The sequence below is a fragment of the Pseudomonas sp. EA_105y_Pfl2_R69 genome (assembly GCF_963970915.1).
In the GTDB taxonomy this organism is placed as follows: domain Bacteria; phylum Pseudomonadota; class Gammaproteobacteria; order Pseudomonadales; family Pseudomonadaceae; genus Aquipseudomonas.
This window is the reverse complement of record NZ_CAXAOO010000004.1, coordinates 162,018-188,007: the sequence shown is the minus strand read 5'-3', so window position 1 is coordinate 188,007 and position 25,990 is coordinate 162,018. Positions and strand designations below refer to the sequence as shown.

The 25,990-nt window shown below is 64.4% G+C and carries 28 protein-coding genes and 1 pseudogene; 12 read left to right on the top strand and 17 right to left on the bottom strand.

Annotated features, from left to right (window positions below):
• Positions 1 to 25: 25 nt before the first annotated feature.
• The gene (locus AACY13_RS12980) at positions 26 to 316 is read left to right on the top strand and encodes a SelT/SelW/SelH family protein (RefSeq protein WP_339461997.1); all 291 of its coding nucleotides are present in this window, start codon (positions 26 to 28) and stop codon (positions 314 to 316) included.
• A 125-nt stretch (positions 317 to 441) separates the two neighbouring features.
• On the opposite strand, the gene AACY13_RS12975 is transcribed toward AACY13_RS12980, so the two are convergent.
• From AACY13_RS12975 to AACY13_RS12965, 3 genes and pseudogenes are all read right to left on the bottom strand, one after another.
• Positions 442 to 1,293, bottom strand: coding sequence for a DMT family transporter (locus tag AACY13_RS12975; RefSeq protein WP_339461996.1), 852 nt, complete (start codon positions 1,291 to 1,293; stop codon positions 442 to 444).
• 158 nt (positions 1,294 to 1,451) lie between these two features.
• Positions 1,452 to 1,769: pseudogene (locus AACY13_RS12970) on the bottom strand (tRNA-binding protein); the annotation flags it as partial.
• 82 nt (positions 1,770 to 1,851) lie between these two features.
• A complete protein-coding gene (locus AACY13_RS12965) occupies positions 1,852 to 2,604 on the bottom strand; it encodes an AraC family transcriptional regulator (RefSeq protein WP_339461995.1) in 753 nt (250 codons plus the stop codon).
• Between the two features lie 278 nt (positions 2,605 to 2,882).
• Here AACY13_RS12965 and AACY13_RS12960 point away from each other — a divergent pair, with 278 nt between their 5' ends.
• Both AACY13_RS12960 and AACY13_RS12955 read left to right on the top strand, forming a co-directional pair.
• Positions 2,883 to 3,707, top strand: a complete 825-nt coding sequence (locus AACY13_RS12960) for a UDP-2,3-diacylglucosamine diphosphatase (protein WP_339461994.1) — start codon at positions 2,883 to 2,885, stop codon at positions 3,705 to 3,707.
• On the top strand, positions 3,704 to 4,756 hold the full coding sequence (locus AACY13_RS12955; RefSeq protein WP_339461993.1) for a glycosyltransferase family 4 protein: 1,053 nt from the start codon (positions 3,704 to 3,706) through the stop codon (positions 4,754 to 4,756). Before AACY13_RS12960 ends, AACY13_RS12955 begins: the two co-directional genes overlap by 4 nt.
• Positions 4,757 to 4,868: 112 nt before the next feature.
• Here the strand turns inward: AACY13_RS12955 and AACY13_RS12950 are convergent, their stop codons facing one another.
• Positions 4,869 to 6,257, bottom strand: a complete 1,389-nt coding sequence (locus tag AACY13_RS12950; RefSeq protein ID WP_339461992.1) for an adenylate/guanylate cyclase domain-containing protein — start codon at positions 6,255 to 6,257, stop codon at positions 4,869 to 4,871.
• 178 nt (positions 6,258 to 6,435) lie between these two features.
• Complete coding sequence (locus AACY13_RS12945; protein WP_339461991.1) at positions 6,436 to 6,753, bottom strand: Mpo1-like protein; 318 nt, start codon at positions 6,751 to 6,753, stop codon at positions 6,436 to 6,438.
• Between the two features lie 188 nt (positions 6,754 to 6,941).
• On the opposite strand from AACY13_RS12945, the gene AACY13_RS12940 reads away from it, so the two are divergent.
• A complete protein-coding gene (locus AACY13_RS12940) occupies positions 6,942 to 7,943 on the top strand; it encodes an AraC family transcriptional regulator (protein ID WP_339461990.1) in 1,002 nt (333 codons plus the stop codon).
• A 30-nt stretch (positions 7,944 to 7,973) separates the two neighbouring features.
• Here the strand turns inward: AACY13_RS12940 and AACY13_RS12935 are convergent, their stop codons facing one another.
• Positions 7,974 to 9,425, bottom strand: a complete 1,452-nt coding sequence (locus tag AACY13_RS12935) for a TrkH family potassium uptake protein (protein ID WP_339461989.1) — start codon at positions 9,423 to 9,425, stop codon at positions 7,974 to 7,976.
• Between the two features lie 284 nt (positions 9,426 to 9,709).
• Here AACY13_RS12935 and AACY13_RS12930 point away from each other — a divergent pair, with 284 nt between their 5' ends.
• Complete coding sequence (locus AACY13_RS12930; protein WP_339461988.1) at positions 9,710 to 10,261, top strand: NAD(P)H nitroreductase; 552 nt, start codon at positions 9,710 to 9,712, stop codon at positions 10,259 to 10,261.
• A 77-nt stretch (positions 10,262 to 10,338) separates the two neighbouring features.
• Here the strand turns inward: AACY13_RS12930 and AACY13_RS12925 are convergent, their stop codons facing one another.
• The 5 genes from AACY13_RS12925 to AACY13_RS12905 all read right to left on the bottom strand — a co-directional run bounded on the left by AACY13_RS12925 (position 10,339) and on the right by AACY13_RS12905 (position 14,030).
• On the bottom strand, positions 10,339 to 11,676 hold the full coding sequence (locus AACY13_RS12925) for a sensor histidine kinase (protein ID WP_339461987.1): 1,338 nt from the start codon (positions 11,674 to 11,676) through the stop codon (positions 10,339 to 10,341).
• Between the two features lie 89 nt (positions 11,677 to 11,765).
• A complete protein-coding gene (locus tag AACY13_RS12920; RefSeq protein WP_339461986.1) occupies positions 11,766 to 12,185 on the bottom strand; it encodes an LTXXQ domain protein in 420 nt (139 codons plus the stop codon).
• 405 nt (positions 12,186 to 12,590) lie between these two features.
• Positions 12,591 to 13,268, bottom strand: a complete 678-nt coding sequence (locus AACY13_RS12915; protein ID WP_339461985.1) for a response regulator transcription factor — start codon at positions 13,266 to 13,268, stop codon at positions 12,591 to 12,593.
• A gap of 4 nt (positions 13,269 to 13,272) precedes the next feature.
• Positions 13,273 to 13,677, bottom strand: a complete 405-nt coding sequence (locus AACY13_RS12910; RefSeq protein WP_339461984.1) for a translation initiation factor 2 — start codon at positions 13,675 to 13,677, stop codon at positions 13,273 to 13,275.
• Positions 13,678 to 13,730: 53 nt separating this feature from the next.
• Positions 13,731 to 14,030, bottom strand: a complete 300-nt coding sequence (locus AACY13_RS12905) for a YciI family protein (protein ID WP_339461983.1) — start codon at positions 14,028 to 14,030, stop codon at positions 13,731 to 13,733.
• 151 nt (positions 14,031 to 14,181) lie between these two features.
• Here AACY13_RS12905 and AACY13_RS12900 point away from each other — a divergent pair, with 151 nt between their 5' ends.
• Together AACY13_RS12900 and AACY13_RS12895 are read left to right on the top strand one after the other, a co-directional pair.
• Positions 14,182 to 15,045, top strand: coding sequence for a PHP domain-containing protein (locus tag AACY13_RS12900; protein WP_339461982.1), 864 nt, complete (start codon positions 14,182 to 14,184; stop codon positions 15,043 to 15,045).
• Positions 15,046 to 15,058: 13 nt separating this feature from the next.
• The gene (locus tag AACY13_RS12895; RefSeq protein ID WP_339461981.1) at positions 15,059 to 15,685 is read left to right on the top strand and encodes an L-threonylcarbamoyladenylate synthase; all 627 of its coding nucleotides are present in this window, start codon (positions 15,059 to 15,061) and stop codon (positions 15,683 to 15,685) included.
• Between the two features lie 60 nt (positions 15,686 to 15,745).
• Here the strand turns inward: AACY13_RS12895 and AACY13_RS12890 are convergent, their stop codons facing one another.
• On the bottom strand, positions 15,746 to 16,102 hold the full coding sequence (locus AACY13_RS12890) for a PA2779 family protein (RefSeq protein WP_339461980.1): 357 nt from the start codon (positions 16,100 to 16,102) through the stop codon (positions 15,746 to 15,748).
• A 212-nt stretch (positions 16,103 to 16,314) separates the two neighbouring features.
• Between AACY13_RS12890 and AACY13_RS12885 the strand changes: the two genes are divergently transcribed.
• The 4 genes from AACY13_RS12885 to rluB all read left to right on the top strand — a co-directional run bounded on the left by AACY13_RS12885 (position 16,315) and on the right by rluB (position 20,605).
• Positions 16,315 to 17,529: a tryptophan--tRNA ligase gene (locus tag AACY13_RS12885; protein ID WP_339461979.1), complete on the top strand. Its 1,215-nt coding sequence runs from the start codon at positions 16,315 to 16,317 to the stop codon at positions 17,527 to 17,529.
• Between the two features lie 148 nt (positions 17,530 to 17,677).
• Entirely contained in the window at positions 17,678 to 18,376 is a 699-nt protein-coding gene (locus tag AACY13_RS12880) for a segregation and condensation protein A (RefSeq protein ID WP_339462345.1), read from the top strand.
• A 2-nt stretch (positions 18,377 to 18,378) separates the two neighbouring features.
• A complete protein-coding gene (scpB, locus tag AACY13_RS12875; protein ID WP_339461978.1) occupies positions 18,379 to 19,188 on the top strand; it encodes an SMC-Scp complex subunit ScpB in 810 nt (269 codons plus the stop codon).
• A 190-nt stretch (positions 19,189 to 19,378) separates the two neighbouring features.
• The gene (gene rluB / locus AACY13_RS12870; protein WP_339461977.1) at positions 19,379 to 20,605 is read left to right on the top strand and encodes a 23S rRNA pseudouridine(2605) synthase RluB; all 1,227 of its coding nucleotides are present in this window, start codon (positions 19,379 to 19,381) and stop codon (positions 20,603 to 20,605) included.
• Positions 20,606 to 20,665: 60 nt separating this feature from the next.
• On the opposite strand, the gene AACY13_RS12865 is transcribed toward rluB, so the two are convergent.
• From AACY13_RS12865 to mupP, 3 genes are all read right to left on the bottom strand, one after another.
• Positions 20,666 to 21,592 carry a GGDEF domain-containing protein gene (locus AACY13_RS12865; protein WP_339461976.1) on the bottom strand — a complete coding sequence of 309 codons (927 nt, stop codon included), beginning with the start codon at positions 21,590 to 21,592 and terminating at the stop codon, positions 20,666 to 20,668.
• Positions 21,593 to 21,998: 406 nt separating this feature from the next.
• On the bottom strand, positions 21,999 to 22,739 hold the full coding sequence (locus AACY13_RS12860; protein WP_339461975.1) for a YciK family oxidoreductase: 741 nt from the start codon (positions 22,737 to 22,739) through the stop codon (positions 21,999 to 22,001).
• Between the two features lie 102 nt (positions 22,740 to 22,841).
• A complete protein-coding gene (gene mupP / locus AACY13_RS12855; protein ID WP_339462344.1) occupies positions 22,842 to 23,513 on the bottom strand; it encodes an N-acetylmuramic acid 6-phosphate phosphatase MupP in 672 nt (223 codons plus the stop codon).
• Between the two features lie 88 nt (positions 23,514 to 23,601).
• Here mupP and AACY13_RS12850 point away from each other — a divergent pair, with 88 nt between their 5' ends.
• The gene (locus AACY13_RS12850; protein WP_339461974.1) at positions 23,602 to 23,727 is read left to right on the top strand and encodes a hypothetical protein; all 126 of its coding nucleotides are present in this window, start codon (positions 23,602 to 23,604) and stop codon (positions 23,725 to 23,727) included.
• A 52-nt stretch (positions 23,728 to 23,779) separates the two neighbouring features.
• Here the strand turns inward: AACY13_RS12850 and ubiG are convergent, their stop codons facing one another.
• Both ubiG and AACY13_RS12840 read right to left on the bottom strand, forming a co-directional pair.
• Complete coding sequence (gene ubiG, locus AACY13_RS12845; RefSeq protein WP_339461973.1) at positions 23,780 to 24,478, bottom strand: bifunctional 2-polyprenyl-6-hydroxyphenol methylase/3-demethylubiquinol 3-O-methyltransferase UbiG; 699 nt, start codon at positions 24,476 to 24,478, stop codon at positions 23,780 to 23,782.
• A 138-nt stretch (positions 24,479 to 24,616) separates the two neighbouring features.
• Positions 24,617 to 25,936 carry a TRZ/ATZ family hydrolase gene (locus tag AACY13_RS12840; protein ID WP_339461972.1) on the bottom strand — a complete coding sequence of 440 codons (1,320 nt, stop codon included), beginning with the start codon at positions 25,934 to 25,936 and terminating at the stop codon, positions 24,617 to 24,619.
• Positions 25,937 to 25,990 lie beyond the last annotated feature (54 nt).

Here is a 25,990-nt window from a genome sequence, read left to right as displayed (position 1 = left end):
GCTTCGTCATTGCCGGAGTCAGCGTATGTCCAGCCACAAAGCCGAAGTCGTGATCACCTATTGCACCCAGTGCCAGTGGTTGTTGCGCGCCGCCTGGCTGGCTCAGGAACTGCTCTCGACCTTTGCCGATGACCTCGCCCGGGTCAGCCTGGAGCCTGCCACCGGCGGGGCATTCCGCATCACCTGCGATGGCGTGCAGATCTGGGAGCGCAAGGCCGATGGTGGTTTCCCCGAAGCCAAGGTGCTCAAGCAACGGCTGCGTGATCGGATAGATCCGGCCCGGGACCTGGGCCATAGCGACCGGCCCGCCGGCTGAGAACCTGCACATGGTCTGCCGCGCGACGATCTGCCGTTGTAGGGTGCGCCGTGCGCACCAAGCGCCTACTCTGCCTAGACCGGTGCGCTCGGCACCCCTACCCATTGCATGCAACAGGCAATTTTTTACCTGGCCATGCGCGCCGAGAGAAAGATCGCACTGATGATCAGCAGGCCCCCGGCGAGCATGCGCAGGGTCGGCACTTCGCTGAACAGCAGCCAGGCAAAGGTAATCCCGTAGATCGGCTCCAGGGCGAAAATCACCGCCGTGGTGCGCGCCTTGAGTACCCGCAGGCTGGCCACGAACAGGCTGTGGGCCAGGCCGGTGCAGAAGATCCCGAGCAGCGCCATCCATATCCAGTCCTGTGCCTGCACGCTGGGCAGGGTTGGCCAGGCCAGTGGCAGGAACATCAGCAGCACCGTCAGGTTCTGGTATAGCGCCGCCTGCACCGGGTCGATGCCACGGGTGCTGGCGCGGTTGAGCAGCGAGAGCAGGGCGAATAGCAGGCCCGAGAATACCGCCCAGAGCAGGCCGCCGGTGGCCTGGCTGGCCAGGTTGAAGTCCGGGGTCACCAGCACCAGGCCCAGGCACACCAGCAGTACCATGGCGTATTCGGCGGGCCGGGTGCGTTCGCGGAACAGCAAACCCTCGAGCAGCACGGTAAAGGCCGGGAAGCTGGCAAAGCCGAGGGTGGCAATGGCCACGCCAGAGATATGCACGGACTCGAAAAAGCTCCACCAGTGACCGCCCAGCAGCAGCCCGCCGAGGGCCAGCTGGTTCAACTGGCGCAGGCTCAGACGTACCAACCTGGCCTGGCCGAACAGGCGGGCGAACAGCAGCAGGGCGGCGACGGCGAAGATGGCCCGTCCGGCGGAGATCATCTGCGGGGTGGTGTTGGCCAGCTTGCCGAAGATCCCGGACAGGCCGAACAGCAGGGCACCCAGGTGGATCGCCCAGAGGGCAGTGCGCTGGTTCATGCCAGGCGTGCGCCTTTGACAGGTTGCTGAAAAGCTACCTGCGTTGCCGATCCTGCGTTAAAAACAGGCTCGGAATGCTCATTTACAGCTCGTAAACTCCGCTTCCTCGCCTGTTTTTTCCTTGTCTCGACTGCCTCGCCTACGCTTTTCAGCAGCCTGTCGGGCAGCGGCTTGTCGAAGCCGGCCAGCACCACCTTGTTGTCGGCGTCGTACACGCCGGTCACCAGCACCTCGGAGCGGACCCCGGCGATGCGTTTGGCGGCGAAGTTGCACACGCAGAGCACCTGGCGGCCGAGTAGTTCGTCGCAGCTGTAGTGGGCGGTGAGTTGCGCGCTGGATTGCCTGACGCCCAGTTCACCGAGATCGACCTGCAGCACATAGGCCGGTTTCAGGGCTTTCTCGCTGACCACGGCGGACAACACGGTGCCGACGCGCAGTTCCACCCGTTGAAAATCGTCCCATCCGATCTGTTGCATCCTACGTCTCCGCCGATTGCTGGTTGCAGTCTAGGGCGGCGCGGGGCGCGTGTCTGTCGCAGGGCTTGCGGCTTTTGTCGCATTACTCGCGCCGCTGGCGCAGAGCCCGGGCGGTGCAGCCGAACTGCCGCGACAGGGCCGCGGTAAAGGCGCTCTGCGAGCTATAACCCACCCGCGTGGCGATTTCGCCAATCGGCAGTGCGCTGCTCTGTAGCAACCGACGGCCCAGGTGCAGGCGGCGGCTGCGCACATAGTCCATGGGCGTTTGCCCGGTTTCCGCGAGAAAGCGCACATGAAAGCGTGCCGTCGATAGCCCGGCCAGGCGCGCCAGGTCGCTGACCTGCAGAGGGTGCGCCGCATGTCGGTCGATATGCGCATCGAGCGCCGCCAGCGGCAGGCGCTGGGCCATATGGGTGGTGCCGTGGTTATTGGCCAGGCTGGCCAGCAGCAGGGCGGCACCCTGCCGGGCGATCACCGGGTCATCGATCGGGCTGGCCGCCAGCCAGCTGACCAGTTGCCCCTGGGCGGGATTGAGGTCGACGGCCACGGGTTTTTCCAGCAAGCGGCGAGCGGCGTCGAGGTGGCTGCCCAGTTGCTGTTGCAGCCAGTGCTCGGAGGGCACATCGAGCACCAGGCACTGGCTGCCATGTCTGCTGCCGCAGGCATGCTGGGCGTCGCTGGGGATCACGGCCAGGGTCTGCCGGGTTACCTGACTGGCGCAGCCGGCAATCTCGAAATCCAGCCGTCCGCTCAGGCCGAACACCAGCTGGGCATGGGCGTGGCTATGGCTGAGCAGTTCGTGGCTGTAGTGACGCAGCGACAGCGGCGAGGGCATGGTGGGCTCCTTGTGTATGCCGGCAAGTCTAACAGGCCGTTGAAACACTACCTGCGTTGCCGATACGGCGTTAAAAACAGGTTCAAAATGCTCATGTACAACTCGTACACTCCGCTTTTTCGCCTTTTTTTGCCTTGTCTCGTCTGCCTCGCCTACGTTTTTCAACGGCCTGATAACCGCAGATCAGCGATGTGGGCTGTCATCGAACTGCCACGGCCCCGTCATGGGCGCTTCACCCATGCCGCGCAAGCTCAAGCAAACCCTGCCGGAGGCCGTCCATGAGCAGCGCTCAGCTCGCCAAACCCAGCCGCAAGCAACGTGTCCGCACCCTGTGGATTTCCGATGTGCACCTTGGCACCCGCGATTGCCAGGCCGAACACCTGGCGGCCTTTCTCAAGCGCTACCACTGCGACAAGCTCTATCTGGTCGGCGACATCATCGACGGCTGGCGGCTACGCAGCGGTTTCTACTGGCCCCAGGCGCACAGCAACGTGATCCGCCGCCTGCTGACCATGAGCAAGCGCGGCACCGAGGTGATCTACGTCACCGGCAATCACGACGAGTTCCTGCGCCGCTATTCCAGCCTGGTGCTGGGCAATATCCAGCTGGTCGACGAAGCCGAGCATGTCACCGCAGACGGCCGCCGCCTGCTGGTGATCCATGGCGACCAGTTCGATGTGATCACCCGTTATCACCGCTGGCTGGCCTTTCTCGGCGACTCGGCCTATGAACTGACCCTGACCCTCAATCGCTGGCTCAACCACTGGCGCAGCCGCTATGGCTACGGCTACTGGTCGCTGTCGGCGTACCTCAAGCACAAGGTCAAGAGCGCGGTGAACTTTATCAGCGACTTCGAGGAGGCCATCGCCCACGAGTGCCTCAAGCGCGGTTTCAATGGCGTGGTCTGCGGGCATATCCACCATGCCGAGATTCGCCCGATGGGCGCGGTCGAGTATATGAACTGCGGTGACTGGGTGGAGTCCTGCACGGCGCTGATCGAGCATCTGGACGGCGGCATCGAACTCTACCGCCTGGCCGACGACCAGGCGCGTCAGGCCGGGCAGCAGGATGCGCCGGTGGCTGCCGGCGAGCCGGCGCTATGAGGCTGCTGATCGTCTCGGATGCCTGGTCACCCCAGGTCAACGGCGTGGTCACCAGCCTGCAGGCGCTGGTCGGCGAACTGCGCGGCCTGGGCCACCAGGTCAAGCTGCTGTCGCCCGCGGACTTTCGCACCCTGCCGTGCCCGAGTTACCCGGAAATCCCCCTGGCGTGGGACCTCTGGCGGGTGGGCGCGGCGATTCGCGAGTTCCGTCCCGACTGCGTGCACCTGGCCACCGAGGGGCCCCTGGGCTGGGCCGCCCGGCGCTGGCTGGTCAAGCGTGGCCTGGCTTTTTCCAGCGCCATCCATACGCGCTTTCCCGAGTACGTCAACAGCCGCTGGCCCTGGGTGCCGCTGCGCTGGGGCTATGCCTTTCTGCGCGCCTTCCATCGCCCCAGCCAGGCGGTGCTGGTGACCACCGAGCGCATGCAGGAAGCGTTCGCCGGTTGGGGTTTCAAGCGTCTGGCGCTGTGGCGCAAGGGCGTGGATACCCAGCTGTTTCGCCCGCCAGCACAACCGCCGGCGGTGTCCAGCCTGGTGTTCCTGTATGTCGGGCGGATTGCCGCGGAAAAGAACGTCGAGGCCTTTCTGCGTCTGGATCTGCCAGGGGAAAAACAGGTGGTGGGCGATGGACCGCAGCGGACCGCCCTGCAAGCGGCCTACCCGCAGGTGAAGTTTCTCGGCTACCGACATGGCGCGGCACTGGCGCAGGCGTTCCAGCAGGCCAGCGTACTGGTGTTTCCCTCGCGCACCGATACCTACGGTCTGGTCATGCTCGAAGCCCTGGCCTGCGGCACGCCGGTGGCGGCGTTTCCGGTGGCGGGGCCGCTGGATGTGCTGCAGGCTGGCGTCAGCGGGGTGCTGGGCGAGGACTTGGGCGCGGCCTGCCTGGCGGCCCTGGCCCTGGATCGCGGGCGCTGCGCCGAGCTGGCGGCGCGGCAATCCTGGCGGGCCTCGGCGCTGGAGTTTCTGGCGCAGCAGCGGTTGCTCGATGGTGAGCTGTGTATGCCGGCCCAGGTGGGCTTAGAGCCTGTTCACGATCTCGCGAGCTAGAGTCCGGCAAGGCAGAAACCGGCGAGGACGCGGAGTGTACGAGTTGTACATGAGCATCCGAGTCGGTTTCTAACGCAGCAGGGCCGACGCGCAGCAGATCGTGAGCAGGTTCTTACATGATCACCTTGTCACGCAGCTTATCGGCCGCCTGACTGAGGGCCTGGATGACCTTCTGCTTGTCGAAGTTCTGGATTCCATTGGTGTCCAGGTACATGGAGAAGCCCGGCAGTTCGTGCTCGACATAGCTGGAGGTGGCCCCCAGGTCGCGGCGGAAGTCCACCACCTGGTAGATCTGCACCGGGCGGGTAAAGCCCTTGACGCTGATCTGGCCCTTGTCGCGGCACATGATCACGTCCTTGATCAGCGAATAGGTCTCATGGGAGATCAGGATCTCGCCGGACTCGGCGGCGCTTTCCAGGCGGCTGGCGAGGTTCACGTCGCGGCCGATGATGGTGTAGTCCATGCGCGTGTCGGCCCCGAAATTGCCCACGGTGCAGTAGCCGGTATTCAGGCCCATGCGGATTTCCAGGGGTTTGGTGATGCCCTGGGCGCGCCACTGCTGGCGCAGCACCTTCATGTGCTTGCGCATGGCGATGGCCATGGACACCGCCGCCACCGCATCCTTCTTGGCCCCTTTGCTGGCCGGGTCGCCGAAGAACACCATGACGCAGTCGCCGACGAACTTGTCGATGGTGCCGCCGTATTTCAGGCAGATCTTCGACATCTCGTTGAGGTAGGTGTTGAGCAGGTCGGTCAGGGCCTCGGCTTCCAGTTCTTCGGACAGCTCGGTAAAGCCCTTGATATCGGAGAAGAACACCGTGAGTTTCTTGCGCTGGGTCTCCAGGCGCACGCTCTTCTTGCCGGTGAAGATCGATTCCCACACCTGCGGCGACAGGTACTTGGCCAGGTTGCGCGCCAGGCGTGCGGCCTTTTCCTGTTCGCGCTTGATGTCGCTACGCACCTGGGCCAGGCGCAAGCCCTGCTGGTGCACGAAGTAGGCGGTGATGCAGATATACAGAATGGTGAACAGGATGCTGACCAGGGCCACCATGGCCGGGGTGTCGACCTCGACCTGGGGGCGAATCAGCACGGCGTTGAGCACGCTGCTGCTCAGGGCGATAAGGATCGCCAGCGCCATATAACGCAGGCCGCCGATCACCAGGGAGCTGAAACTCAGAATCAGCAGGGCCATCAGGCTTGGCACCACGGAGAAACCGAGCAGGACCATGGCGGCCCCCGCGTGCAGGGCATCGATAAACAGCAGGCCGAGGGTGGTTCTCTGCGGGTGGTCGCGTTTGAGACGCTGGCTCAACTGGTGGGCCAGATGGGGGTAGAGCAGGGCGTAGGGCACCATCCAGAGGATGTCATAGCCGAAATGCCGGACATAGGTACCAGCGGCAATGCTGGCGGCAATGGCGATATAGGCCAGCACGCGTGCGTAATATTCGCGCAGCGGCGGTGCCGGTAAGGCGGGAAGCCGGGTCGGGGTCTGGGCATTCATGCTATGGCGGGGATCCCTGCTGAGATGCGGCGTCTCTACTGGACGTCTACTGGTCGGCAAACCTTCGTTGGGTAAGCGACAAAGGTCGGGATCATAACCAAGCGGGCAGGCATGAGCCAAGCATGGCGGCCGAATGGTGCAGTATTGGCCGCAATCGGTAGTGGGGGGCTCCGGGTTCCTAGAATTTGATCCGCCCGGTAAAGGCGTCCTTGAGCATCACCCAGTCGCCCATCAGGCTGTACAGCGGGTATTGGAAGGTCGCCGGGCGGTTCTTCTCGAAGCCGAAGTGGCCGACCCAGGCGAAGCCGTAGCCGACCAGGGGAACGGCCAGCAACCAGAGCCACTGCTGGCTGAGCAGGGTGTAGGCGAGGATGCACAGCACCAGCAGGCTGCCGACGTAGTGCAGGCGGCGGCAGGTGGCATTGCTGTGTTCCTGCAGGTAATAGGGGTAGAACTCGGCGAAGCTGGTGTAGCGTGGCGGGCTTTCAGTGGTCATGGCATGCCTCCTGTTATGGCGCTGTACGTAGGGGCTGTTGCAGCCTGCGCCGGTTACTTGCAGTCTAGGACGACTGACTCGCCGGGCCACTGACATTAAGTGCCAGTTTAGTATCCTTGGGCGGCATCCGAGGTCTTTGGGCAGGTCAGCGCCACAGACCCTAATGGACACGACAATAAGAAAACCCCATGCGTGAACGTACCACCTCTTCGAATTGGGCCTTGGGCATTGTCCAGGCGCTGGAAATGGGCGGCGTCGACTGCCGTGCGATCTTCCCCGAGCTGGGGCTCGATTACGCCGCGCTGGAAGACCCCGATGCGCGTTTCCCCCAGGACGGCATGACTCGCCTGTGGCAGCGTGCGGTGGAGCTGTCGGGGGACCCGGCAATCGGCCTGAACATGGCCAAGGTGGTGCGCCCGGCGTCGTTTCATGTGGTCGGCTATGCGCTGATGTCCAGCCGCACCCTGAAGGAGGGCTTTGCCCGCCTGGTGCGTTATCAGCGGATTATCGGCGAGGGAGCGGACCTGAGCTTTCGGCCGCAGCGCAACGGTTATGAGTTGACCTTGGCGATCCATGGTGACCGCCTGCCCGCTGCGCGGCAGAGCTGCGAGGCGTCGCTGGCCTACGCCCTGGCATTCTGTCGGTGGATGACCGGCAAACCGATTCGTCCGCAACGGGTGTTGTTCCAGGGCGACCCGCCGGCGGATCTGCAACCCTTCGAGCAGGTTTTCCAGGGGCCGTTGCAGTTCAATGCCGACCATTACGGCTTGCTGTTCGAGCGCGCCGACATGGACATGCCGCTGCCCACGGCCAACGAATCCCTGGCCCAGTTGCACGACAGGTTTGCCGGCGATTACCTGGCGCGCTTCTCGGAAAGCCGTGTCACTCACCTGACCCGCCAGGTGCTGTGCCGTCTGCTGCCCCAGGGCGAGCCCCGGCGTGAGGTGGTGGCGCAGGCCCTGCATCTGTCGCAGCGCACCCTGCAGCGGCGCTTGCAGGAGGAGGGCAGCAGTTTTCAGCAGCTGCTCGACGACACCCGCCGCGAACTGGCCCAGCAGTACCTGGCCCAGCCCGCCCTGAGCCTGCTGGAGGTGGCCTACCTGCTGGGGTTCGCCGACCCGAGCAATTTCTTCCGGGCCTTCCGCCGCTGGTTCGGGCTGACGCCCGGCGAGTACCGCGCGGGCTTGTAAGCAGGGCGCTGCAATTGCAAGCCGGGCGGCTTAATGACGCCAGAAGTTGGCGGTTAGCAGCACCAGTACGGTAATGATTTCCAGGCGGCCGAGCAGCATGCCGGCGGCCAGTACCCACTTGGCGGCATCCGGCAAGCTGGCGAAGTTGCCGGCCGGGCCGATGATCGGGCCGAGGCCCGGGCCGACGTTGCACACCGCGGTGGCGGCACCGGTGAGGGCGGTAATCGGGTCCAGCCCGAGCATCGCCAGAAACAGGGCGATGGCGGCGATGGTCATGGTGATAAAGAAGGAGAAGGTCAGGATCGAGCGAACGATTTCTTCGTCGAGGTTGTGGCCGTTGTACTGCTGTTTGATCACCGCGCGCGGGTGCACCATCTGCTTGAGGTTGGCGCGCAGCAGGGACAGCGCGACCTGGAAGCGGAACATCTTCAGGCCGCCGGTGGTGGAGCCGGAGCAGCCGCCGACGAAGGTCAGGTAGAAGAAGGTCATAAAGGCGAAACCGCCCCAGGTGCTGTAGTCGCCCAGGGCATAGCCGGTGGTGGTGGCAATCGACACCACGTTGAAGCTGGCCAGGCGCAGGGCATCGATAAAGGCATGTTCGGAGTTGAGCCAGAGCCAGACGCTGAACACCAGGCACACGATCACCAGCATCGAGACAAAGCCGCGGACCTGTTCGTCCTTGAGCAAGGCCTTGCGATTGCCCCGCAGGCTGGCCACATACAAGGTAAAGGGCAGGCTGCCGAGCAGCATCAGGGGGATGGCGACCCAATGGCTGGCCGGGCCGAAGTTACCCATGGAGTTGTCGGAGGTGGAGTAGCCCGCGGTGGAAACCGAGGTCATCGAATGGTTGATCGCATCGAACCAGCCCATGCCGGAGAACCAGTAGGCGATGACGCCGATCAGGGTGAACACCAGGTAGATGGAGACGATGTACTTGGCCGCCATATGCGAGCGCGGCATGACCTTCTCGCCCCAGTCCGAGGACTCGGTCTGGAACAGGCGCATGCCCCCGACGCGCAGCAGGGGCAGTACCGCCACGGCCATGGCGATAAAGCCGATACCGCCCAGCCACTGCAGCATCGAGCGCCAGATCAGCAGGCCCGGCGAGGCCGTGTCCAGGCCCGTGATCACCGTGGAACCGGTGGTGGTGACCCCGGACATGGTTTCGAAGAAGGCATCGGTGTAGCTGATATGGTGAATCAGCGCCATCGGCAGGGCGGCGAAGATGCACACGATCAGCCAGCTGGCGGTGGTCAGCATGTACATGTCCCGTGGCCGCAGCTGGGTATTCTGCGGGCGGCCCTGGGACACCATGACCAGGCCGGCGACAAAGGTGATCAGGCTGGACCAGAGAAAGGCATTGAGCTCATGGGCTCTATCGAAAACCAGCAGGGTCAGCATCGGCACAATCATGCCAATGGCCAGGGTGATCAGAAAAATACCGTTGATAAAAGCGATGATTCTTACAGTCGGCCAAGCCATGTAAGGGAACTCGGGTTGAGGGCGGCAAAGGGCGCCATTCTACTCGCGTCGCCGGCGCTGTAAACCGGCGCACGCGCGGCACCTGAACGGTCGTCGACATCCTCAGACTAGATGAAAAGATTGGGGCCGCTGCAAGGGCAAAACCCTTGTGGGGTGGGCCTCGACCTGGCTTGCCCAGGCGCTTGCCTATCTGCAGGTGGCCGGGCTGGTGGGGCGCATATTTTTCCCACCCCTGCGTTAGCAGGCTCTAGAATTCGCCCTTATTCAATCTAGCGAGGTGGCCGATGGATGCCCTTGATGCGTTGCTAAACCGTGTTTCCGCGCCGCGTTTGTGTGAGCCGGCACCGGATGCGGGCCAACGTGAGCTGCTTTTTCGTGCTGCGCTGCGGGCACCGGATCATGGCCAGTTACGTCCCTGGCGCTTTCTCACCATCGAGGGCGCGGCGCGGGAGCAACTGGGCGAACTGTTGGCCCAGGCGCTGCCTGCCGATGCCAGCCCCGAAGCCCTGAACAAGGCCCGGGCCATGCCGTTGCGGGCGCCGCTGCTGGTGGTGGTGATCGCGCGGGTGCAGGAGCATCCCAAGGTGCCGGCACAGGAGCAGGTGATAGCCGCCGGCTGTGCCGCCCACGGCATTCTGCTGGCCGCCCATGCCCAGGGTATCGGTGCGGTCTGGCGCACCGGTGAACTGGCCTATAACGCCCAGGTGGCGGCTGGCCTTGGGCTGGTCGCGGGCGAGCAGATTGTCGCCTTTCTTTACCTGGGCACGCCGGAGCGCGAGTTGCGCACGCCGCAGCCGCTGCAGCTGGCCGACTTCGTCGCCGCCTGGCCCCATTAATACGGAGTCGCGTAGCGGCGACTTCTGATGCCCTTCTCCCACCGGGAGAAGGTGGCGCGTAGCGCCGGATGAGGGGGTCAGTTCACCGCCTGGCGCGCCTGCCCGAGCGGCAGCAGCAGGCTGGCGCAGAAACCGCCCTGGGCCAGATTGCTCAGTTCCAGGCGACCGCCGTGGCGCTCGGCGGCGCGGCGGGCAATCGCCAGGCCCAGGCCGTGGCCGGGGCTGGTTTGTCCGGGGGCGCGGAAAAACGGTTCGCCCAGGCGGGCCAGGTGCTCCTGGGGAACGCCGGGGCCGTGGTCGCGCACGCTGATCCGCAAGTGCCCGCCGTGCTGGCTTGCACTCAGTTCAATCGGTTGCCCCGCCGGATTGAAGCGCAGGGCATTGCGCAGCAGGTTTTCCAGGGCACGTTCGAGCATATCGGGCCAGCCGTTGAGGCTGAGGCCCGGGGTCAACTGCAGGGCAATCCGCTGTTCGGGGGCGTCCAGCAGGGCATCTTCCTGCAGTTTGTGCAGCAAGCCGTCGAGCTCGATGGGCTGCGCCGCGCCCGGGTCGGCATCGAGGCGCGCGAGGGCGAGGATTTCGCCGATCAGCGCCTCCAGGCGATCGCATTCGCGGGTCAGGCGCGGCCAGAAGGTTTCCCGCTCTGCCGCGTCGGCGCGCTCGGCCAGGGCCAGGGCGATGCGTAGGCGCGCCAGGGGCGAGCGTAGCTCGTGGGAGACGTCGCGCAGCAACTGGCGCTGGCTGCCGATCAAGCCCTGCAGGCGCGCGCCCATGCGGTTGAAGTCGCTGGCCAGCACGCCCAGCTCATCGCGGCGCTGGGCCAGGTGCGCCAGGCTGTTCTGCTGGTAGGCGGTCTGGCCGAGGTCGTGCACCGCGCCGCGCAGGCGGTCGAGGGGGCGGGTGATGGACAGGGTCAGCCAGAGGCTGAACAGGGTCAGCACCACTAGGGCGATGCCCAGCGCGCTCAGCGGCATCAGCAGGCTTTCGCGCTGCCAGGCGGCCACTTCTGGATTGGGGATGCGGTAGATAAACAGGTAGGTTGCACCGCTCAGCGGGCTGTTGTAATCGTCATTCAGACGCCGCCAGGGCAGGCGCTTGGGGTTTTGTGCGCGGGCTTCGAAGGCCGCCGCGCGGGGCGGAAAGGTGCCGCGCACCAGGGGCTGACCGTTCTCGCCGAGCACCTGCACATTGATGCGAAACCTTTCTTTGCGCTGCTCCAGATACGCCTGGGCGGCCTGAGGGCCCTGTTGTTCATAGCGCTGCGTCCAGCCTTCGGCCAGCCCCGCCACGGCGGGGTGCTGGCTGAGCAGCCAGGCGTCCTGGTTGAGCATGCGCCCAAGCAGCATGGACAGCCCGGCAACCAGGGCAATAGCCAGCCAGAAGCTGGCAAAGATGCGCCAGAACAGTGACCGCACGGTAGCTCCTTAGTAGTTAATGGCTGTGGTGGAAACGGTTACGCCCATCAGACCTTACGGCGTGATGGACGTATGACCGCTAGGCCGGGTTAGTTCTTCTTCGCCTGCTCGGCCTGCCAGGCTTTGAATGCCTGACGCTCGGCGCGGCGCTCTTCCATCTTCTTCTGGTGCTCATCGAAGGCTTTCTGTTGCTCGGGCTTGAGCAGGTCGCGGATGGCGCTGTGCTGCTTGTCCTTGGCGGCCTTGAGCTCATCCTGCATGGCTTGCCGTTCGGCGGCCGGGAGTTTGTCCAGGTAGCGCTGGGTGATGGCATGGCGATTCTTCATCTGCTCGCCCATCAGTTTGCGGATTTCGCGGGATTGCTCCCTGCTCAGATCGAGCTCTTTGAACATCCGCGAGCCGTGTTCGCCATGATGGCCGCCGCCGTGATACGGGCCGCCTTCGGGCATGGCCATGGCCAGGGTCGGCAGGGTCAGGGCGAGCAATACAGCGGTAAGGGTCTTGCGCATGATGGATCTCCTTGTCTGAAACCGGTTGATACCGGATGAGCCCAGTCTAGGGCGGTCAAGGTCAGGGGCGGTCAGGGCAAGGTAAAGCTTGGGTAAAGAGCGCGGCGGAACTGATTTACATAATCTCTGTAAAACCTCGCGAGCTAGAGTCATGCAAGGCGCTGCGTTAGTAACAGCCTCCGGCTGGTCAAAACAGGCGAGATACGCAGCGCAGCGGAGTAACAGCCATCGGCTGGCCCATAGGGTGAGTGCAGCGAATCAAGCGGACTGGGCTCGCACGCGAGTTTACTGCTGCACATGAGCATTACTCGTTTCACTCGCCCTCCGGGTCGCGCTAAAGCGCGTTAGCCGCAAGCGGCATTCCGAGCCTGTTTTTAACGCAGCAGGGCCGACGCGCAGCAGGTTTTAAACGCTGTAGTAATAGCCGCGGCTGCGCAAGGCGAGGATGCGCGGGCGACCATCGGCATGGGGGCCGAGTTTCTTGCGCAGGTTGCTGACGTGCATGTCCAGGCTGCGGTCATACAGGGTCAGCTTGCGGCCCAGGGCCAGTTGCGCCAGCTCCTGTTTGTCCACCGGCTCCCCTGGTTGGCGCAGCAGAGCTTCGAGGATACGGCTCTCCGAGAGGGTCAGGAGCACTTCCTGCTCGCCCAGGGCGACGATGCCGCGGGCCTGGCTGTAATGCAGGTCGCCCAGCTCCAGCTGGCTGGAGGCGGCGGGAGGCAGCGCGCGGCGCAGCACGGCACGCAGGCGCGCGGTCAGCTCGCGAGGGTCGCAGGGTTTGGCCAGGTAGTCATCGGCACCCAACTCCAGGCCGAGAATACGGTCAAGCGGTTCGCCGCGGGCGGAGAGCATCAGTACCGGCAGTTCGGGATGGTCGCTGCGCAACTGCTTGAGCAGCTCCAGGCCGCTGCCGTCGGGCAGCATGACATCCAGCACCACCGCATCCGGAGCCTGAGTGGCCAGGGCCAGGCGCGCACTGCTGCCGTCGTGGCAGGCGCTGACCTGGAAGCCTTCCTGGGTCAGCCAGCTGGCCAGCAGCTCGCACAGTTCGATGTCGTCGTCGATTAACAGCAAGGCACTCATAGGCTCAGTTCAACCACTCTCGGCGCGAACGTCGCTTGCCGCGCAGCAATGCTCCGATGATAACCCCGAGCAGGCCGGCCCCGGCACCGATGGCAAACCATATCTGCTGCTCGCTGACCAACTGCTGCGGGGCCTGGGCCTGAACCTTCTTGAGCTGCAGCTTGAGGCGCTGGTTCTCCTGGCGCAGGCGTTGCAACTGCACGCTCTCGCGTTCGCCGTCGTTGGCCTGCAGCTCGGCTGCTATGGCTTCGCGTTGTTCCTCGCTGATGGCCAGACGCTGTTCCAGGCTGTCGATCTGCGCCTGGGCCGCGGACACTTGCGCCGCCGGTGGCTGCGGCGGGCTTTGCTCGGCCTGCGCGGCGGCGCTCAGCGACAGGGTCAGTAGCAGAATCAGCGGGTCTGGACGCATCGGAACTCCTGTTTGTACTTATTGTTATCGGGCATTCGGCACGGCGGCCGGCGTCAGGGCAGGACCAGCTTGAACGGCTTGACCTGGACCGCGGCATAGACTCCGGCCGCGCGATAGGGGTCGGCGTCGGCCCAGCTCTGTGCGGCGCTCAGGGAATCGAATTCGGCCACGATCAGGCTGCCGGTAAAGCCGGCCGAGCCCGGGTCGCTGCTGTCCACGGCCGGGTGCGGGCCGGCCAGCACCAGGCGGCCTTCGCTTTTCAGCTGCTCCAGCCGGGCCAGATGGGCGGGGCGGGCGCTGAGGCGGTTTTCCAGGGAGTTTTCCACATCGGTGGCAATGATGGCGTAGAGCATCTCGGTCCTTAATTAGGGGCGTGGCGCTGGGCTGGTGTGCGGGGAGAAAAGCAGCCCGGCCAGGCAAAGTCGAGGAAATATTGGCGCAGGCCAGCAAGAATCCATATCTGCCGGCATAATAACAAACATAAATTACCGGGAAAGCGCCTCTATGGATGTCGATCTGCATTGCCACAGCACCGCTTCGGATGGCGCACTTGCGCCGGCTTTGGTGGTGGCGCGGGCGTTCGAGCGCGGTGTGCGTTTGCTGGCTCTGACCGATCACGACACCCTGGATGGGCTGGATGAGGCGCACGCGGCCGCGCAGGCCTTGGGTATGCAGCTGGTCAATGGCATCGAGCTGTCCTGCACCTGGGGCGGGGCGACCATTCATGTGCTGGGCTATGCCTTCAATCGTGATGCGCCGGCGCTGCAGCAGGCGATTGCCGAATTGCACGAGGGCCGCTGGTTGCGCGCCGCGGAGATCGGCAAGCGCCTGGAAGCCAAGGGCATGCCGGGGGCGTTGGATGGCGCGCGGGCCATGCAGCAGGAGCTTGGCGACAGCGGCAATGCTCCGGCGCGGCCGCATTTCGCCGATTTTCTGGTGCGCAGCGGTTATGTCAAGGACCGCGCCGAAGCGTTTCGCAAATGGCTGGGCTCGGGCAAGCTGGGCGATGTCAAACAGCACTGGCCCGAATTGGCGCAGGCCGTGGATACCCTGCGCCGTGCCGGTGCCTGGGTCAGCCTGGCGCATCCCTGGCAGTACGACTTTACTCGGAGTAAAAGGCGCAAGTTGATCGCCGAATTCGTCGGTGCCGGTGGGCACTCGCTGGAAGTGGTCAACGGTATGCAGCCGGCCGAGCAGGTCGGCAGCCTGGCGATTCTGTCGCGCGAATTCGGCATGTTCGTCACCGCGGGCAGTGATTTTCACGCACCGGGTCAGTGGTCAGAGTTGGGCGTATATCGCCCGGTTCCCGAGGATCTACCGCCCCTTTGGGCACGGTTTCAGCATGTCCAGCAGCCTACTGCAATCTGAACAGGGTTTTAGCGTGAGTCAGTTCTTCCAGATCCATCCGGAAAATCCTCAGTCGCGCCTGATAAAACAGGCGGTGGCGATCATCAGGGCCGGCGGTGTGGTGATCTATCCGACCGATTCATCCTATGCGGTCGGCTGCCATATCGGCGACAAGAACGCGGTAGAGCGCATTCGCCGCCTGCGCCAACTGGACGACAAGCACAACTTCACCCTGGTGTGCCGCGACCTGTCGCAGCTCAGCAGCTTTGCCAAGGTCGATACGGCGGCCTTCCGTCTGCTCAAGACCCATACGCCCGGGCCCTATACCTTTATCCTCAGCGCCACCCGCGAAGTGCCGCGCATGCTGTTGCACGCCAAGCGCCGCACCATAGGGCTGCGCGTGCCCAGCCATCCGATCGCCATGGCCTTGCTGGAGGAGTTTGGCGAGCCGCTGATGAGCGTCAGCCTGATCCTGCCGGGCGAAGACCTGCCGATGAGCGACCCCTACGAGATGCGTCAGATTCTCGAGCATCAGGTCGACCTGATCATCGATGGCGGTTTCGGCGGGCTGGCGGCTTCCACCGTGGTCAGCCTGCTCGACGATGAGCCGGAAATCGTCCGCGTCGGCTGCGGCGACCCGACGCCCTTCGTCGAGGCCTGAGTGTCTCGCCGAAAGGCGTTGCTCCTCTATCCGTCTCGGCTGCCGTTGCAGCGCTCGAGGCTATAGCACCAGCACCACCAGAACGGCCACCAGCAGGATGATGATCACATCATTGCCGCTCAATGCTCCGGCAGCCGGCAGGCTGTCGATACGCTGGGCGAGGGTGGCGACTTCCGTCGGTGTCAGCGCATCGACCCGGTTACGGGCCAGGGCTGGCGATACATCCATTTGCTGCAAATGCTCCTGCACGCTGGCGCGGGCGAGGAATTCGCTGACTTTGTCGCGGTCGGCCTGGGTGGCCTGTTCGGCGATGACTTCCTGAGTTGCGATCATGCCGGCCTGCACGGCTGGCGACGACAGGGCCAGCACACAGGCGGCCAGTACGGCGATGGCGACGCTGAGAAGGGACGTTTTCATGCTGCGCTCTCCCGAAGTGGGGGCGGGATACGCGCTCAGCCAGTGGCGGCCTGCGCGCGACTCTGCCGTTGGCCATGACTGCAGAGGACTATGCCCGTGGCATCATAAAATAAGACCCGATGCCCCCTGGGCGGTTCCCTCGTCGTTTTTCCCGCAGCGGCGGCGAGCCTCGCTATACTTTGTCCCCTGTCGATTCGTTTAGGTAACCTGGTTTGAGTCTTGTCGATTCCGAGCGCCGCGTGCTGTCCGGCATGCGCCCCAGTGGCCGCCTGCACCTTGGCCACTACCACGGCGTGCTGAAAAACTGGGTCAAGATGCAGCACAGCTACGAGTGCTTCTTCTGCATCGTCGACCTGCATGCCCTGACCACCGACTACGATGAGGTTGGCTCGCTTTCCCAGCGGGTGATGGACATGGCGGTGGATTGGCTGGCGGCCGGTATCAGCCCCAGTTCGGCGACCCTGTTTATCCAGTCCCAGGTACCCGAGCACGCCGAACTGCACCTGCTGCTGTCGATGATCTGCCCGCTCAGCTGGCTGGAGCGGGTGCCGTCCTACAAGGAGCAGCAGGAACAGTTGCACGGCAAGGACCTGAGCACCTTCGGTTTTCTCGGTTATCCCCTGCTGCAGGCCGCTGACATCCTGCTCTATCGCGCCGGCGTGGTGCCGGTGGGCAGCGATCAGCTGGCGCATATCGAGTTCGCCCGCGATGTGGCGCGCCGCTTCAATCACCTCTACGGGCGCGAGCCGGGTTTCGAAGACAAGGCCGAGGCGGCCATCGTCAAGCTGGGAAAGAAAACCGCCACGCTCTACAACAACCTGCGCAAGGCTTATCAGGAACAGGGCGATGTCGACTCCCTGGAGATCGCCCGCGCCCTGCTCAAGGATCAGCAAAGCATGACCCTGGGCGACAAGGAGCGGCTGTTCGGCTACCTGGAGGGCGGCGGCAAGGTGATCCTGCCCGAGCCCCAGCCATTGCTGAGCGAATCGCCGAAGCTGCTGGGCCTGGATGGCAGCAAGATGTCCAAGTCCAACAACAATGCGATTTTCCTGCGCGATAGTGCAGGCGAGGTCGAGGACAAGATCCGCCGTATGCCCACGGACCCCGCGCGGGTGCACCGCGGCGACCCTGGCGATCCGGCGCTCTGCCCGGTGTGGCCGATGCACCAGCTGTATTCCAGTGAGGCAACCTGCACCTGGGTCCAGCAGGGTTGCAAAAGCGCGGGCATCGGCTGCCTGGAGTGCAAGGCCCCGCTGATCGAGGCCGTGCAGAACGAGTTGAAACCCTTGCAGGCGCGGGCGCTGGATTATCAGGACAACCCCGACCTGGTGCGCCAGATTCTCGCCGAAGGGGCCGACCGGGCACGTTCCGAGGCCCGCGAAACCCTGGGCGAAGTGCGCATGGCCCTGGGTTTGAATTACCGCTAAGTCCGCCAACGAGAGCCCCATGTCCAATCCGCCGTCGCAGGAAACCGTCGATACCCAGGCCGGTGCTCAGCAGGAACTGCCGTTCGCCCTGGTCTATGGCCAGGCGGTGACCGAGATGCCGCTGGACCTGTATATCCCGCCGGATGCCCTGGAAGTCTTCCTGGAAGCCTTCGAGGGGCCGCTGGATCTGTTGCTCTACCTGATTCGCAAACAGAACATCGACGTGCTGGATATCCCGGTGGCGGAAATCACCCGCCAGTACATGGGTTATGTCGAGCTGATGCAGTCGGTGCGCCTGGAACTGGCCGCCGAGTACCTGGTGATGGCGGCCATGCTCGCCGAGATCAAGTCGCGCATGCTGCTGCCGCGCTCCAGCGAGGCCGAGGTCGAAGAAGACGATCCGCGTGCCGAGCTGATCCGCCGTCTGCAGGAGTACGAGCGCTACAAGGCCGCCGCCGAAGGCATCGATGGCCTCACCCGGGTTGGCCGCGACCTCACCGTGCCGCGACTGGAGGCCCCCGAAGCGCGGGCGCGCAAACTGCTGCCGGATGTCAGCCTGGAAGAGCTGCTGCTGTCCATGGCCGAGGTGCTGCGCCGCGCCGACATGTTCGAAAGCCACCAGGTGACCCGCGAGGCGCTGTCGACCCGCGAACGTATGAGCGAGGTGCTGGAGCGCCTCAAGGGCGGCGGTTTTGTGCCCTTTGTCGCGCTGTTCAGTGCAGAGGAAGGCAAGCTCGGGGTGGTGGTAACCTTTATGGCGGTACTCGAGCTGATCAAGGAATCCCTGGTCGAGCTGGTACAAAACGAGGCCTATGGGCCAATCCATGTGCGTGCGCGGGCTGAATAAGCATGAATCTCAACGAACCCCGTGAACTGGCCAGCCTGCTGGAAGCCTTCCTGCTGGCCTCCGGCAAACCGCAGTCGCTGGAGCGCCTGTACGAGTTGTTCGAAGAGGGCGAACGTCCGGAACCGGCGGTCTTCAAGAAGGCGCTGACGCACCTGGGCAAGTCCTGCGAAGGGCGCGCCTTCGAGCTTATCGAAGTGGCGTCCGGTTACCGTCTGCAAGTGCGTGAGCGTTTCGCGCCCTGGGTCGGGCGGTTGTGGGAAGAACGTCCGCAGCGCTACTCGCGGGCCATGCTCGAGACCCTGGCGCTGATCGCCTACCGTCAGCCCATCACCCGCGGCGAGATCGAGGATGTGCGCGGTGTGGCGGTCAACAGCCATATCGTCAAGACCCTGCTGGAGCGCGAATGGATTCGTGTGGTCGGCTACCGCGATGTGCCGGGCAAGCCGGCGATGTTCGCCACCACCCGGCTGTTTCTCGATCACTTCAACCTGAAAAGCCTCGACGAGCTCCCGCCCCTGGCCGCCCTGCGCGAGCTGGAGCCGGAGCCGCTGCTGGCCTTCGACGACGAGCAGGAAGCCCCGCAAAGCCTGCAGGCCCGCGCCGATCTGGCCCTGGCCGACGAGCCGGCGCTGGAGGCGCTGGAGGCGCTGGAGGCGAGCGAGGAAACCAGTTTCAGCAGCCTGCTGGCCGAGCTGGACTCGATGGAGCAGGGGCTGAAGACCGACTTCGACGATCTGCCCGAGCAGGACGATGAGCTTGCCGATGCAGGGGAGCCTCATTCGGCCCTGGATAAAGAGCAGCTGCCTGAGTGAAGGGGCGGTAGCGACCCGGATTGCATCCGGGCAGCGCGCTTTCGGAGGCTTCGCCGTATTGCCGGCTATCGACTCGGCTGGCGGCTGCTACGCTGAGTCAGTGCGCAAGTGCCGCGTTTCGCGTATGCTCCGCGCCCCTTCGACGACTTGCTGTCGTCCATCACCAGAGAAAACACCGGGAGGTGCCCAGATGAGTGAATCCGAAGAATACAGCCCAGCAGGCGAGAAACTGCAGAAAGTCATGGCGCGCATGGGCCTGGCTTCACGCCGTGAAATCGAAGCCTGGATCAGCGCCGGCAGGGTCAAGGTCAATGGCGCAATCGCCAGCCTCGGCATGCGGGTCGACCTGCACGACGCGATTGCCGTCGATGGCAAGGTGATTCGCCGCGAAGAAGCCGCCGAGAGCGTGCGCCGCGTGATCATCTATAACAAGCCCGAAGGCGAGATCTGCACCCGTGACGACCCGGAAGGCCGTCCGACCGTGTTCGACCGTCTGCCGCGGCCGAAAGAAGGTCGCTGGATCAATATCGGCCGCCTCGACATCAATACCACCGGTCTGCTGATGTTCACCACCGACGGTGAACTGGCCAACCGCCTGATGCACCCTTCCTATCAGATGGACCGCGAGTACGCCGTGCGCGTGCGCGGCGAAGTCGACGAGGAGATGATCGAACGCCTGAAGGCCGGGGTGATGCTCGAAGACGGCCCGGCCAAGTTCACCGACATCAAGGAAGCCCCCGGCGGCGAAGGCTTCAACCACTGGTACCACTGCGTGGTGATGGAAGGCCGCAACCGTGAAGTGCGTCGTCTATGGGAATCCCAGGGCCTGGTGGTCAGCCGTCTGAAGCGCGTGCGCTTCGGCCCGGTATTTATCACCTCGGACCTGACCATGGGCCGCTGGCGCGAAATGAGCCAGCGCGAAGTGGATATTCTCAGCGAGGAAGTCGGCCTCAAGCCGGTGGCCCTGCCGGATATGAAGGAAAAGACCCGCGACAAGCTCGATCGCCTGCAGCGCAAATCGGCCAAGCCGGTGGGCCGCGCCGCGCGTCCGGAGCGGACCCTGCGTCCGGCCCATGGTGGCGCGAGCGAGGGCGACCAGGGGCGCGCACGGGCACCCCGTGGCGAAGGCGCGGAGCGGGGCGAGCACCCGCAGCGTACGCCACGCGCGCCACGTCCCGAGTCGGGGCGTGAGCCGCAAGGCCGTGGTCAGGCGGGCAAGGGCACGCCGGTGGCCGAGCGACCGCGTGACGTCAACAAGAAGCGTCCGGCCAAGCCCGGCGCGCAGCCGCGTCCCGCCGTGGCCCTGACCGAGCGTCCGTCGCGCAAGCCGGCCGGTGCACCGGTCAAGCGTCGCAGCCAGCCGACCAGCGAGGGTCAGCGCCCTGGCTTTGGTCGTGGTAGCCGCAAGCCCGAGTAACGCCCGGGTGCTGTAAAACAAAAGGCGACCCTCGGGTCGCCTTTTGCATATCCGTGATAGTCAGCCAGCCATGGACAGGCGGTTACGGCCTTCGCGTTTGGACACGTAAAGGGCGCTGTCGGCCCGGCGCAGCAGGCTTTCCATGGATTCGCCCGGCAGCAGGCAGGCGCAGCCGAGGCTGACGGACAGGGCGATGGCGCGATGCTCCACCAGGTACTGGATGCCCATGACCGCCATGCGCAGGCGCTCGCCGACCATGGAGGCGGCTTCGCGGCTGGTATTGGAAAGCAGCACCAGAAATTCCTCGCCGCCATAGCGGAACACCATGTCGACATTGCGCAGGCTGTCTTTCAGGGCGTTGGCCACGGCCTTGAGTGCCTCATCGCCAATGCTGTGACCGTGCTGGTCGTTGATCTGCTTGAAGTGGTCGATATCGACCATCAGCACCGACAGTGGCTGCAGGTTGCGCCGGGCCATGTCGACCTCACGCTGCAGGGTCTGGGTCATGGCCACGCGGTTGCCGGTTTCGGTCAGCGGGTCGCGCAGTGCGGTCTGCAGGGCGGCGCGGTAGAGCAGGGCGTTGCGCAGTGGGAACAACAGGCTGGCCAGCAGGGATTCGAGTTGGCCCAGTTCGTCTTCGCTGAAGCGCTGGTTGCGGCGGAAGGTCAGCTCGCCGAGGTATTCGCCGTCGTGGTTGAGGCGGTAGCCGGCCGAGTGGTTGGCGCGCTCGCCCAGATCCAGGCGCAGGTCGCAGGAGGCCAGCTGGTAGCTCAGGGCGCTGAGCGGTACCAGGCGCTGCACGGCGTCGAAGAACAGTTCGAGAATGCGCTCGGTTTCCAGGGAGGTCTGCAGTTGCAGGCTTAGCTGTTGGCGCAGTTGCGCCAGGCTGACCGGTTTGAGAGTCTTTTGCGCCCTGCTGGCATAGCCCAGACGCTGCAACTTGGCGGCATCGAAGTCTATGGTGTTGGATTGGTTGTGCGGGGCCATTAAGCCTTACCTCTTGCGCGATTCGCGACGACTGGAAGAGGTAGAGCGAATTTCATGCCAAGCGCACTGTTATAGAAAAAATGCTTTTATTTCATGCATTTAGTTCTGTGTGGCTGAATTGGCGCGGCAAGAAACTGCCGGTTGCTTGCCGCTGGTAATGGCTATTTGCCGCTACCGTTATGGCGGCCGCCGGAAAACCGGCGGTAGGAGCGAGGGGTTGCAAGTTGTCGAGCGTCAGGCCATTGACCCCTCGTGCTGTCCGGGCCCGTCGGTTGTAGGCTGGGTTGGGCGGCGTTCCGCTGAGGAGCAGCGCGACGAAGCCTAACGAGATCTGCCGCTGTCGGGCTTCGCTGCGCTCAACGCCAACCTACGCGCGCGTGCCGATCGATGCGCAGCAGGCCGCGAGCTACTGGGCGTCGAACGCCTGGCCATTGACCCCGGTGCTGTCCGGGCCCATCAGGTACAGGTAGATCGGCATGATGGCTTCCGGCAGCGGGTTGTTGGTCGGGTTTTCGCCCGGGTAGGCCTGGGCGCGCATGTCGGTGCGGGTGGCACCCGGGTTGACGCTGTTGGCGCGCACATTGGCAATGCCGTCGACTTCGTCGGCGAGTACCTGCATCAGGCCCTCGGTGGCGAATTTCGATACCGCGTAGGCACCCCAGTAAGCGCGGCCCTTGCGGCCGACGCTGCTGGAGGTAAATACCACCGAGGCGTCGCTGGAGAGTTTCAGCAGCGGCAACAGGGTGCTGGTGAGCATAAACATGGCGTTGACGTTGACCTGCATGACGCGCATGAAGTTGTCGCCGGAAAGCTGCTCCAGTGGCGTGCGCGGGCCGATGATCGAGGCGTTGTGCAGCAGGCCGTCGAGCTTGCCGAACTCGTTCTCTATCGTGGCCGCCAGTTCATCGTATTGGTGCGGCAGGGCGGTTTCCAGATTGAACGGGATCACCACCGGCTGCGGGTGGCCGGCCGCTTCGATGGCGTCGTAAACCCGGCCGAGGTTTTCTTCGGTCTTGCCCAGCAGCAGCACCGTGGCACCAAAGGCGGCAAAGGTCTTGGCGGCGGCCGCACCGATCCCGCGGCCGGCACCGGTGACCAGAATCACGCGGTCCTTGAGCAGGTCGGGGCGAACGGAATAGTCGAACATGGGAACTCCTTCGGAGGGCGGCAAGCCTCAAGCGGCAAGCATCAAGTTAAAAGCCAAAGCGTCGGACGGCAACTGGCTGGATACTGGCGTGCGGCTGCGGTGTCAGCAGCCGCACAGTGCCCGCTCGAGTACGGCGCGCAGTTCCAGTGGGTGATCCACCACCACGTCGGCACCCCAGTTGCGTGGGTTGTCTTGTGGGTGGATATAGCCGTAGGTTACCGCGGCGGTCTTGCAGCCAGCGGCGCGGCCTGCCTCGATATCACGCTCGTCGTCGCCGACAAACAGGGCCTCGCCCGGCTGTATGCCGATCTGGGCACAGGCCAGCAGGAGCATCTCCGGATCGGGCTTGCTGCGGCTGACGTGGTCCGGGCAGACCAGCACCGCCGAGCGTTGCGCCAGACCGAGCTGCTGCATGATCGGCTCGGCGTAACGCAGCGGCTTGTTGGTCGCCACGCCCCAGATCAGTTTGGCCTGCTCGATCTCGTCGAGCAGCTCACTCATGCCGTCGAACGGACGGGTCAGTACCGCACAGTGCGCCTGATAGCGTTCGAGAAACTCCAGGCGCAGGGCTTCGAAGGACTCGGCGTCGGGGTCCATGGCGAAGTTGGCGGCCACCATGGCGCGGGCACCACCGGAAACCTGGTCACGGATCAACTTGTCGGCGATCGCGGGCAGCCCACGATCGGCGCGCATGGCCTGGCAGATGGCGATAAAGTCCGGCGCGCTGTCGAGCAGGGTGCCGTCCATATCGAATAGAACCGCGCGCAAGCGCATTGGGCGTGTCATTGGTTATTTCCCTTGCAGCGCCGGAGTCTGTTTTGGCGCGAGGCCAGGCACGAGCCGTGAAGTTTGGTTATTCCAAATGAGCGGCGAGAAACGCAGCATCGCGCCAAAACAGACCCGGCCCTACGGGTTGCGTCAGAAGATCGGCCATGCGTTGTTGCTGTCCTTGGCAATGGAACAACCATTGCCTGCGGCCAGCGCCTAGCCTGGCCGGTTTTCTGGCAGCAACGCTGCAGGGAAATAACGGATGGCACGCCCTACGCCTCCTTGAGAGTCTGGATCATATAGTTGACGTCGACGTCCGCTTCCAGCTTGTAGCGCTTGCTCAGAGGGTTGTAGGTCAGGCCGATAATGTCCTTGACCTCGAGGCCGGCTACGCGGCTCCAGGCTCCCAGTTCCGAGGGGCGGATAAATTTCTTGAAATCGTGGGTGCCGCGAGGCAGCAGGCGCAGCAGGTATTCGGCCCCGATCACGGCAAACATATAGGCCTTGGGGTTGCGGTTGATGGTGGAGAAGAACACCTGGCCGCCGGGTTTGACCATGGTGTAGCAGGCGCGGATGACCGACGCCGGGTCGGGTACGTGTTCGAGCATCTCCAGGCAGGTGACCACATCGAACTGGCCGGGCATCTCCTCGGCCAGGGCCTCGGCGGTGATCTGCCGGTATTCGACACTCACGCCGGATTCCAGCTGATGCAACTGGGCCACGGCCAGCGGCGCTTCGCCCATGTCGATGCCGGTTACTGTGGCACCGCGCTGGGCCATGGATTCGCTGAGAATGCCGCCGCCGCAGCCAACGTCCAACACCTTCTTGCCGGCCAGGCCGACGCGTTCGTCGATCCAGTTGACCCGCAGCGGGTTGATATCGTGCAGTGGCTTGAATTCGCTTTCGCGGTCCCACCAGCGATGGGCGAGGGCTTCGAATTTGGCGATTTCGGCGTGATCGACGTTGCTCATATAAATCCCTGAATCAGGCTGCGGCGAGAGTGGGAGCGCAAGGTGCTCATGTTGCCAGTTTCGCCGGGTGGATTGGACACCTGTTGTGCGCCCAATGTATGTCAGTTTGTCGCAGTGCCCGTATTCTTTGGCCTGCAGCTATTTCCCCGCGATTTTTGCCCCCCAGGCGCGGGCGTTGGCGATGATTCGCTGTTCGTCCAGGCGGGTCAGTTGACCGCCGTCGAGTAGCTGCTTGCCGCCCACCCAGACATGCTCGGTGCAGGCCCGGCCGCCAGCGTAGAGCAGTTGCGATACCGGGTCGTAGACCGGTTGCTGGGCTAGGCCGTTGAGGTCGAACACCGTGAGGTCGGCGGCCTTGCCCAGCTCCAGCGAGCCGATCTGCTGGTCCAGGCCGAGGGCGCGGGCCCCGTTGAGGGTGGCCATGCGCAGCGCGCTGTGGGCGTTGAGGGCGCTGGCCGAGCCGGCCACGGCCTTGGCCAGGAGGGCGGCGGTACGGGTTTCGCCGAGCAGGTCGAGATCGTTGTTGCTCGCCGCGCCGTCGGTGCCGATGGCCACATTGACCCCGGCCTGCCAGAGCCGTTCCACCGGACAGAAGCCGCTGGCCAGCTTGAGGTTGGACTCCGGGCAGTGGATCACGCTGCTGTTGCTGGCCACCAGCAGCGCCAGGTCGTCGTCGTCGATCTGGGTCATGTGCACGGCCTGGAAGCGCGGGCCGAGCAGGCCCAGGCGCTGCAGGCGGGCCAGGGGGCGTTCGCCGTGCTGACTAAGGCTCTGCTGCACTTCGAAGGCGGTCTCGTGCACATGCATATGGATGCCGGCGTCCAGCTCCTCGGCGAGCATGCGGATATTTTCCAGTTTGTCGTCGCTGACCGTATAGGGCGCATGGGGGCCGAAGGCCACGCTCAGGCGCGGGTGGTGCTTGAGGTCGTCGAACAGGCCCAGACCCTTGCGCAGTGCTTCGCTGGCGTCGCGCGCGCCGGGGATGGGGAAGTCCAGCACGGGGATGCTGATCTGCGCGCGGATACCGCTCTTGTGCACCAGTTCGCAGGCCGTTTCTGGAAAGAAGTACATGTCCGAAAAGCAGCTGATGCCGCCCTTGAGCTGCTCGGCGATGGCCAGTTCGGTGCCGTCCTGGACGAACTGCTCGTTGACCCACTTGGCCTCGGCCGGCCAGATATGCTGCTCCAGCCAGGTGTTCAGGGGCAGGTCGTCGGCCAGGCCGCGAAACAGGGTCATGGCGGCATGCCCGTGGGCATTGATCAGGCCCGGGGTCAGCAGCCGGCCCGGCAGTTCGAGAACCTGCAGGGCGCTGTGCTGGAGCGCTTCGGCGCGCGGTGCGATCAGCGCGATGCGGCCGTCACGGATGCCCAGGCCGTGCTCATGCAAGACCACGCCTGCGGGTTCTACCGGCACCAGCCAGGTGGGGAGCAGCAGCAGGTCGAGGGGGGCGTGGGGCATAAGGAGCGCTTCCGGCGGTCAGTGAAATGGCGAGTTTATAGAGGAACGCCCTAG

What these genes read in the sequence shown, in the direction of transcription:
- AACY13_RS12840 (WP_339461972.1), bottom strand. Translation starts at nt 25,936, where the DNA reads ATGCCCCACGCCCCCCTCGACCTGCTGCTGCTCCCCACCTGGCTGGTG.
- AACY13_RS12915 (WP_339461985.1), bottom strand. Translation starts at nt 13,268, where the DNA reads ATGAGTGCCTTGCTGTTAATCGACGACGACATCGAACTGTGCGAGCTG.
- AACY13_RS12930 (WP_339461988.1), top strand. Translation starts at nt 9,710, where the DNA reads ATGGATGCCCTTGATGCGTTGCTAAACCGTGTTTCCGCGCCGCGTTTG.
- ubiG (WP_339461973.1), bottom strand. Translation starts at nt 24,478, where the DNA reads ATGAGCAACGTCGATCACGCCGAAATCGCCAAATTCGAAGCCCTCGCC.
- AACY13_RS12955 (WP_339461993.1), top strand. Translation starts at nt 3,704, where the DNA reads ATGAGGCTGCTGATCGTCTCGGATGCCTGGTCACCCCAGGTCAACGGC.
- scpB (WP_339461978.1), top strand. Translation starts at nt 18,379, where the DNA reads ATGAATCTCAACGAACCCCGTGAACTGGCCAGCCTGCTGGAAGCCTTC.
- rluB (WP_339461977.1), top strand. Translation starts at nt 19,379, where the DNA reads ATGAGTGAATCCGAAGAATACAGCCCAGCAGGCGAGAAACTGCAGAAA.
- mupP (WP_339462344.1), bottom strand. Translation starts at nt 23,513, where the DNA reads ATGCGCTTGCGCGCGGTTCTATTCGATATGGACGGCACCCTGCTCGAC.
- AACY13_RS12950 (WP_339461992.1), bottom strand. Translation starts at nt 6,257, where the DNA reads ATGAATGCCCAGACCCCGACCCGGCTTCCCGCCTTACCGGCACCGCCG.
- AACY13_RS12920 (WP_339461986.1), bottom strand. Translation starts at nt 12,185, where the DNA reads ATGCGCAAGACCCTTACCGCTGTATTGCTCGCCCTGACCCTGCCGACC.
- AACY13_RS12945 (WP_339461991.1), bottom strand. Translation starts at nt 6,753, where the DNA reads ATGACCACTGAAAGCCCGCCACGCTACACCAGCTTCGCCGAGTTCTAC.
- AACY13_RS12900 (WP_339461982.1), top strand. Translation starts at nt 14,182, where the DNA reads ATGGATGTCGATCTGCATTGCCACAGCACCGCTTCGGATGGCGCACTT.
- AACY13_RS12960 (WP_339461994.1), top strand. Translation starts at nt 2,883, where the DNA reads ATGAGCAGCGCTCAGCTCGCCAAACCCAGCCGCAAGCAACGTGTCCGC.
- AACY13_RS12910 (WP_339461984.1), bottom strand. Translation starts at nt 13,677, where the DNA reads ATGCGTCCAGACCCGCTGATTCTGCTACTGACCCTGTCGCTGAGCGCC.
- AACY13_RS12850 (WP_339461974.1), top strand. Translation starts at nt 23,602, where the DNA reads ATGAGCGGCGAGAAACGCAGCATCGCGCCAAAACAGACCCGGCCCTAC.
- AACY13_RS12940 (WP_339461990.1), top strand. Translation starts at nt 6,942, where the DNA reads ATGCGTGAACGTACCACCTCTTCGAATTGGGCCTTGGGCATTGTCCAG.
- AACY13_RS12935 (WP_339461989.1), bottom strand. Translation starts at nt 9,425, where the DNA reads ATGGCTTGGCCGACTGTAAGAATCATCGCTTTTATCAACGGTATTTTT.
- AACY13_RS12890 (WP_339461980.1), bottom strand. Translation starts at nt 16,102, where the DNA reads ATGAAAACGTCCCTTCTCAGCGTCGCCATCGCCGTACTGGCCGCCTGT.
- AACY13_RS12975 (WP_339461996.1), bottom strand. Translation starts at nt 1,293, where the DNA reads ATGAACCAGCGCACTGCCCTCTGGGCGATCCACCTGGGTGCCCTGCTG.
- AACY13_RS12865 (WP_339461976.1), bottom strand. Translation starts at nt 21,592, where the DNA reads ATGGCCCCGCACAACCAATCCAACACCATAGACTTCGATGCCGCCAAG.
- AACY13_RS12965 (WP_339461995.1), bottom strand. Translation starts at nt 2,604, where the DNA reads ATGCCCTCGCCGCTGTCGCTGCGTCACTACAGCCACGAACTGCTCAGC.
- AACY13_RS12905 (WP_339461983.1), bottom strand. Translation starts at nt 14,030, where the DNA reads ATGCTCTACGCCATCATTGCCACCGATGTGGAAAACTCCCTGGAAAAC.
- AACY13_RS12980 (WP_339461997.1), top strand. Translation starts at nt 26, where the DNA reads ATGTCCAGCCACAAAGCCGAAGTCGTGATCACCTATTGCACCCAGTGC.
- AACY13_RS12860 (WP_339461975.1), bottom strand. Translation starts at nt 22,739, where the DNA reads ATGTTCGACTATTCCGTTCGCCCCGACCTGCTCAAGGACCGCGTGATT.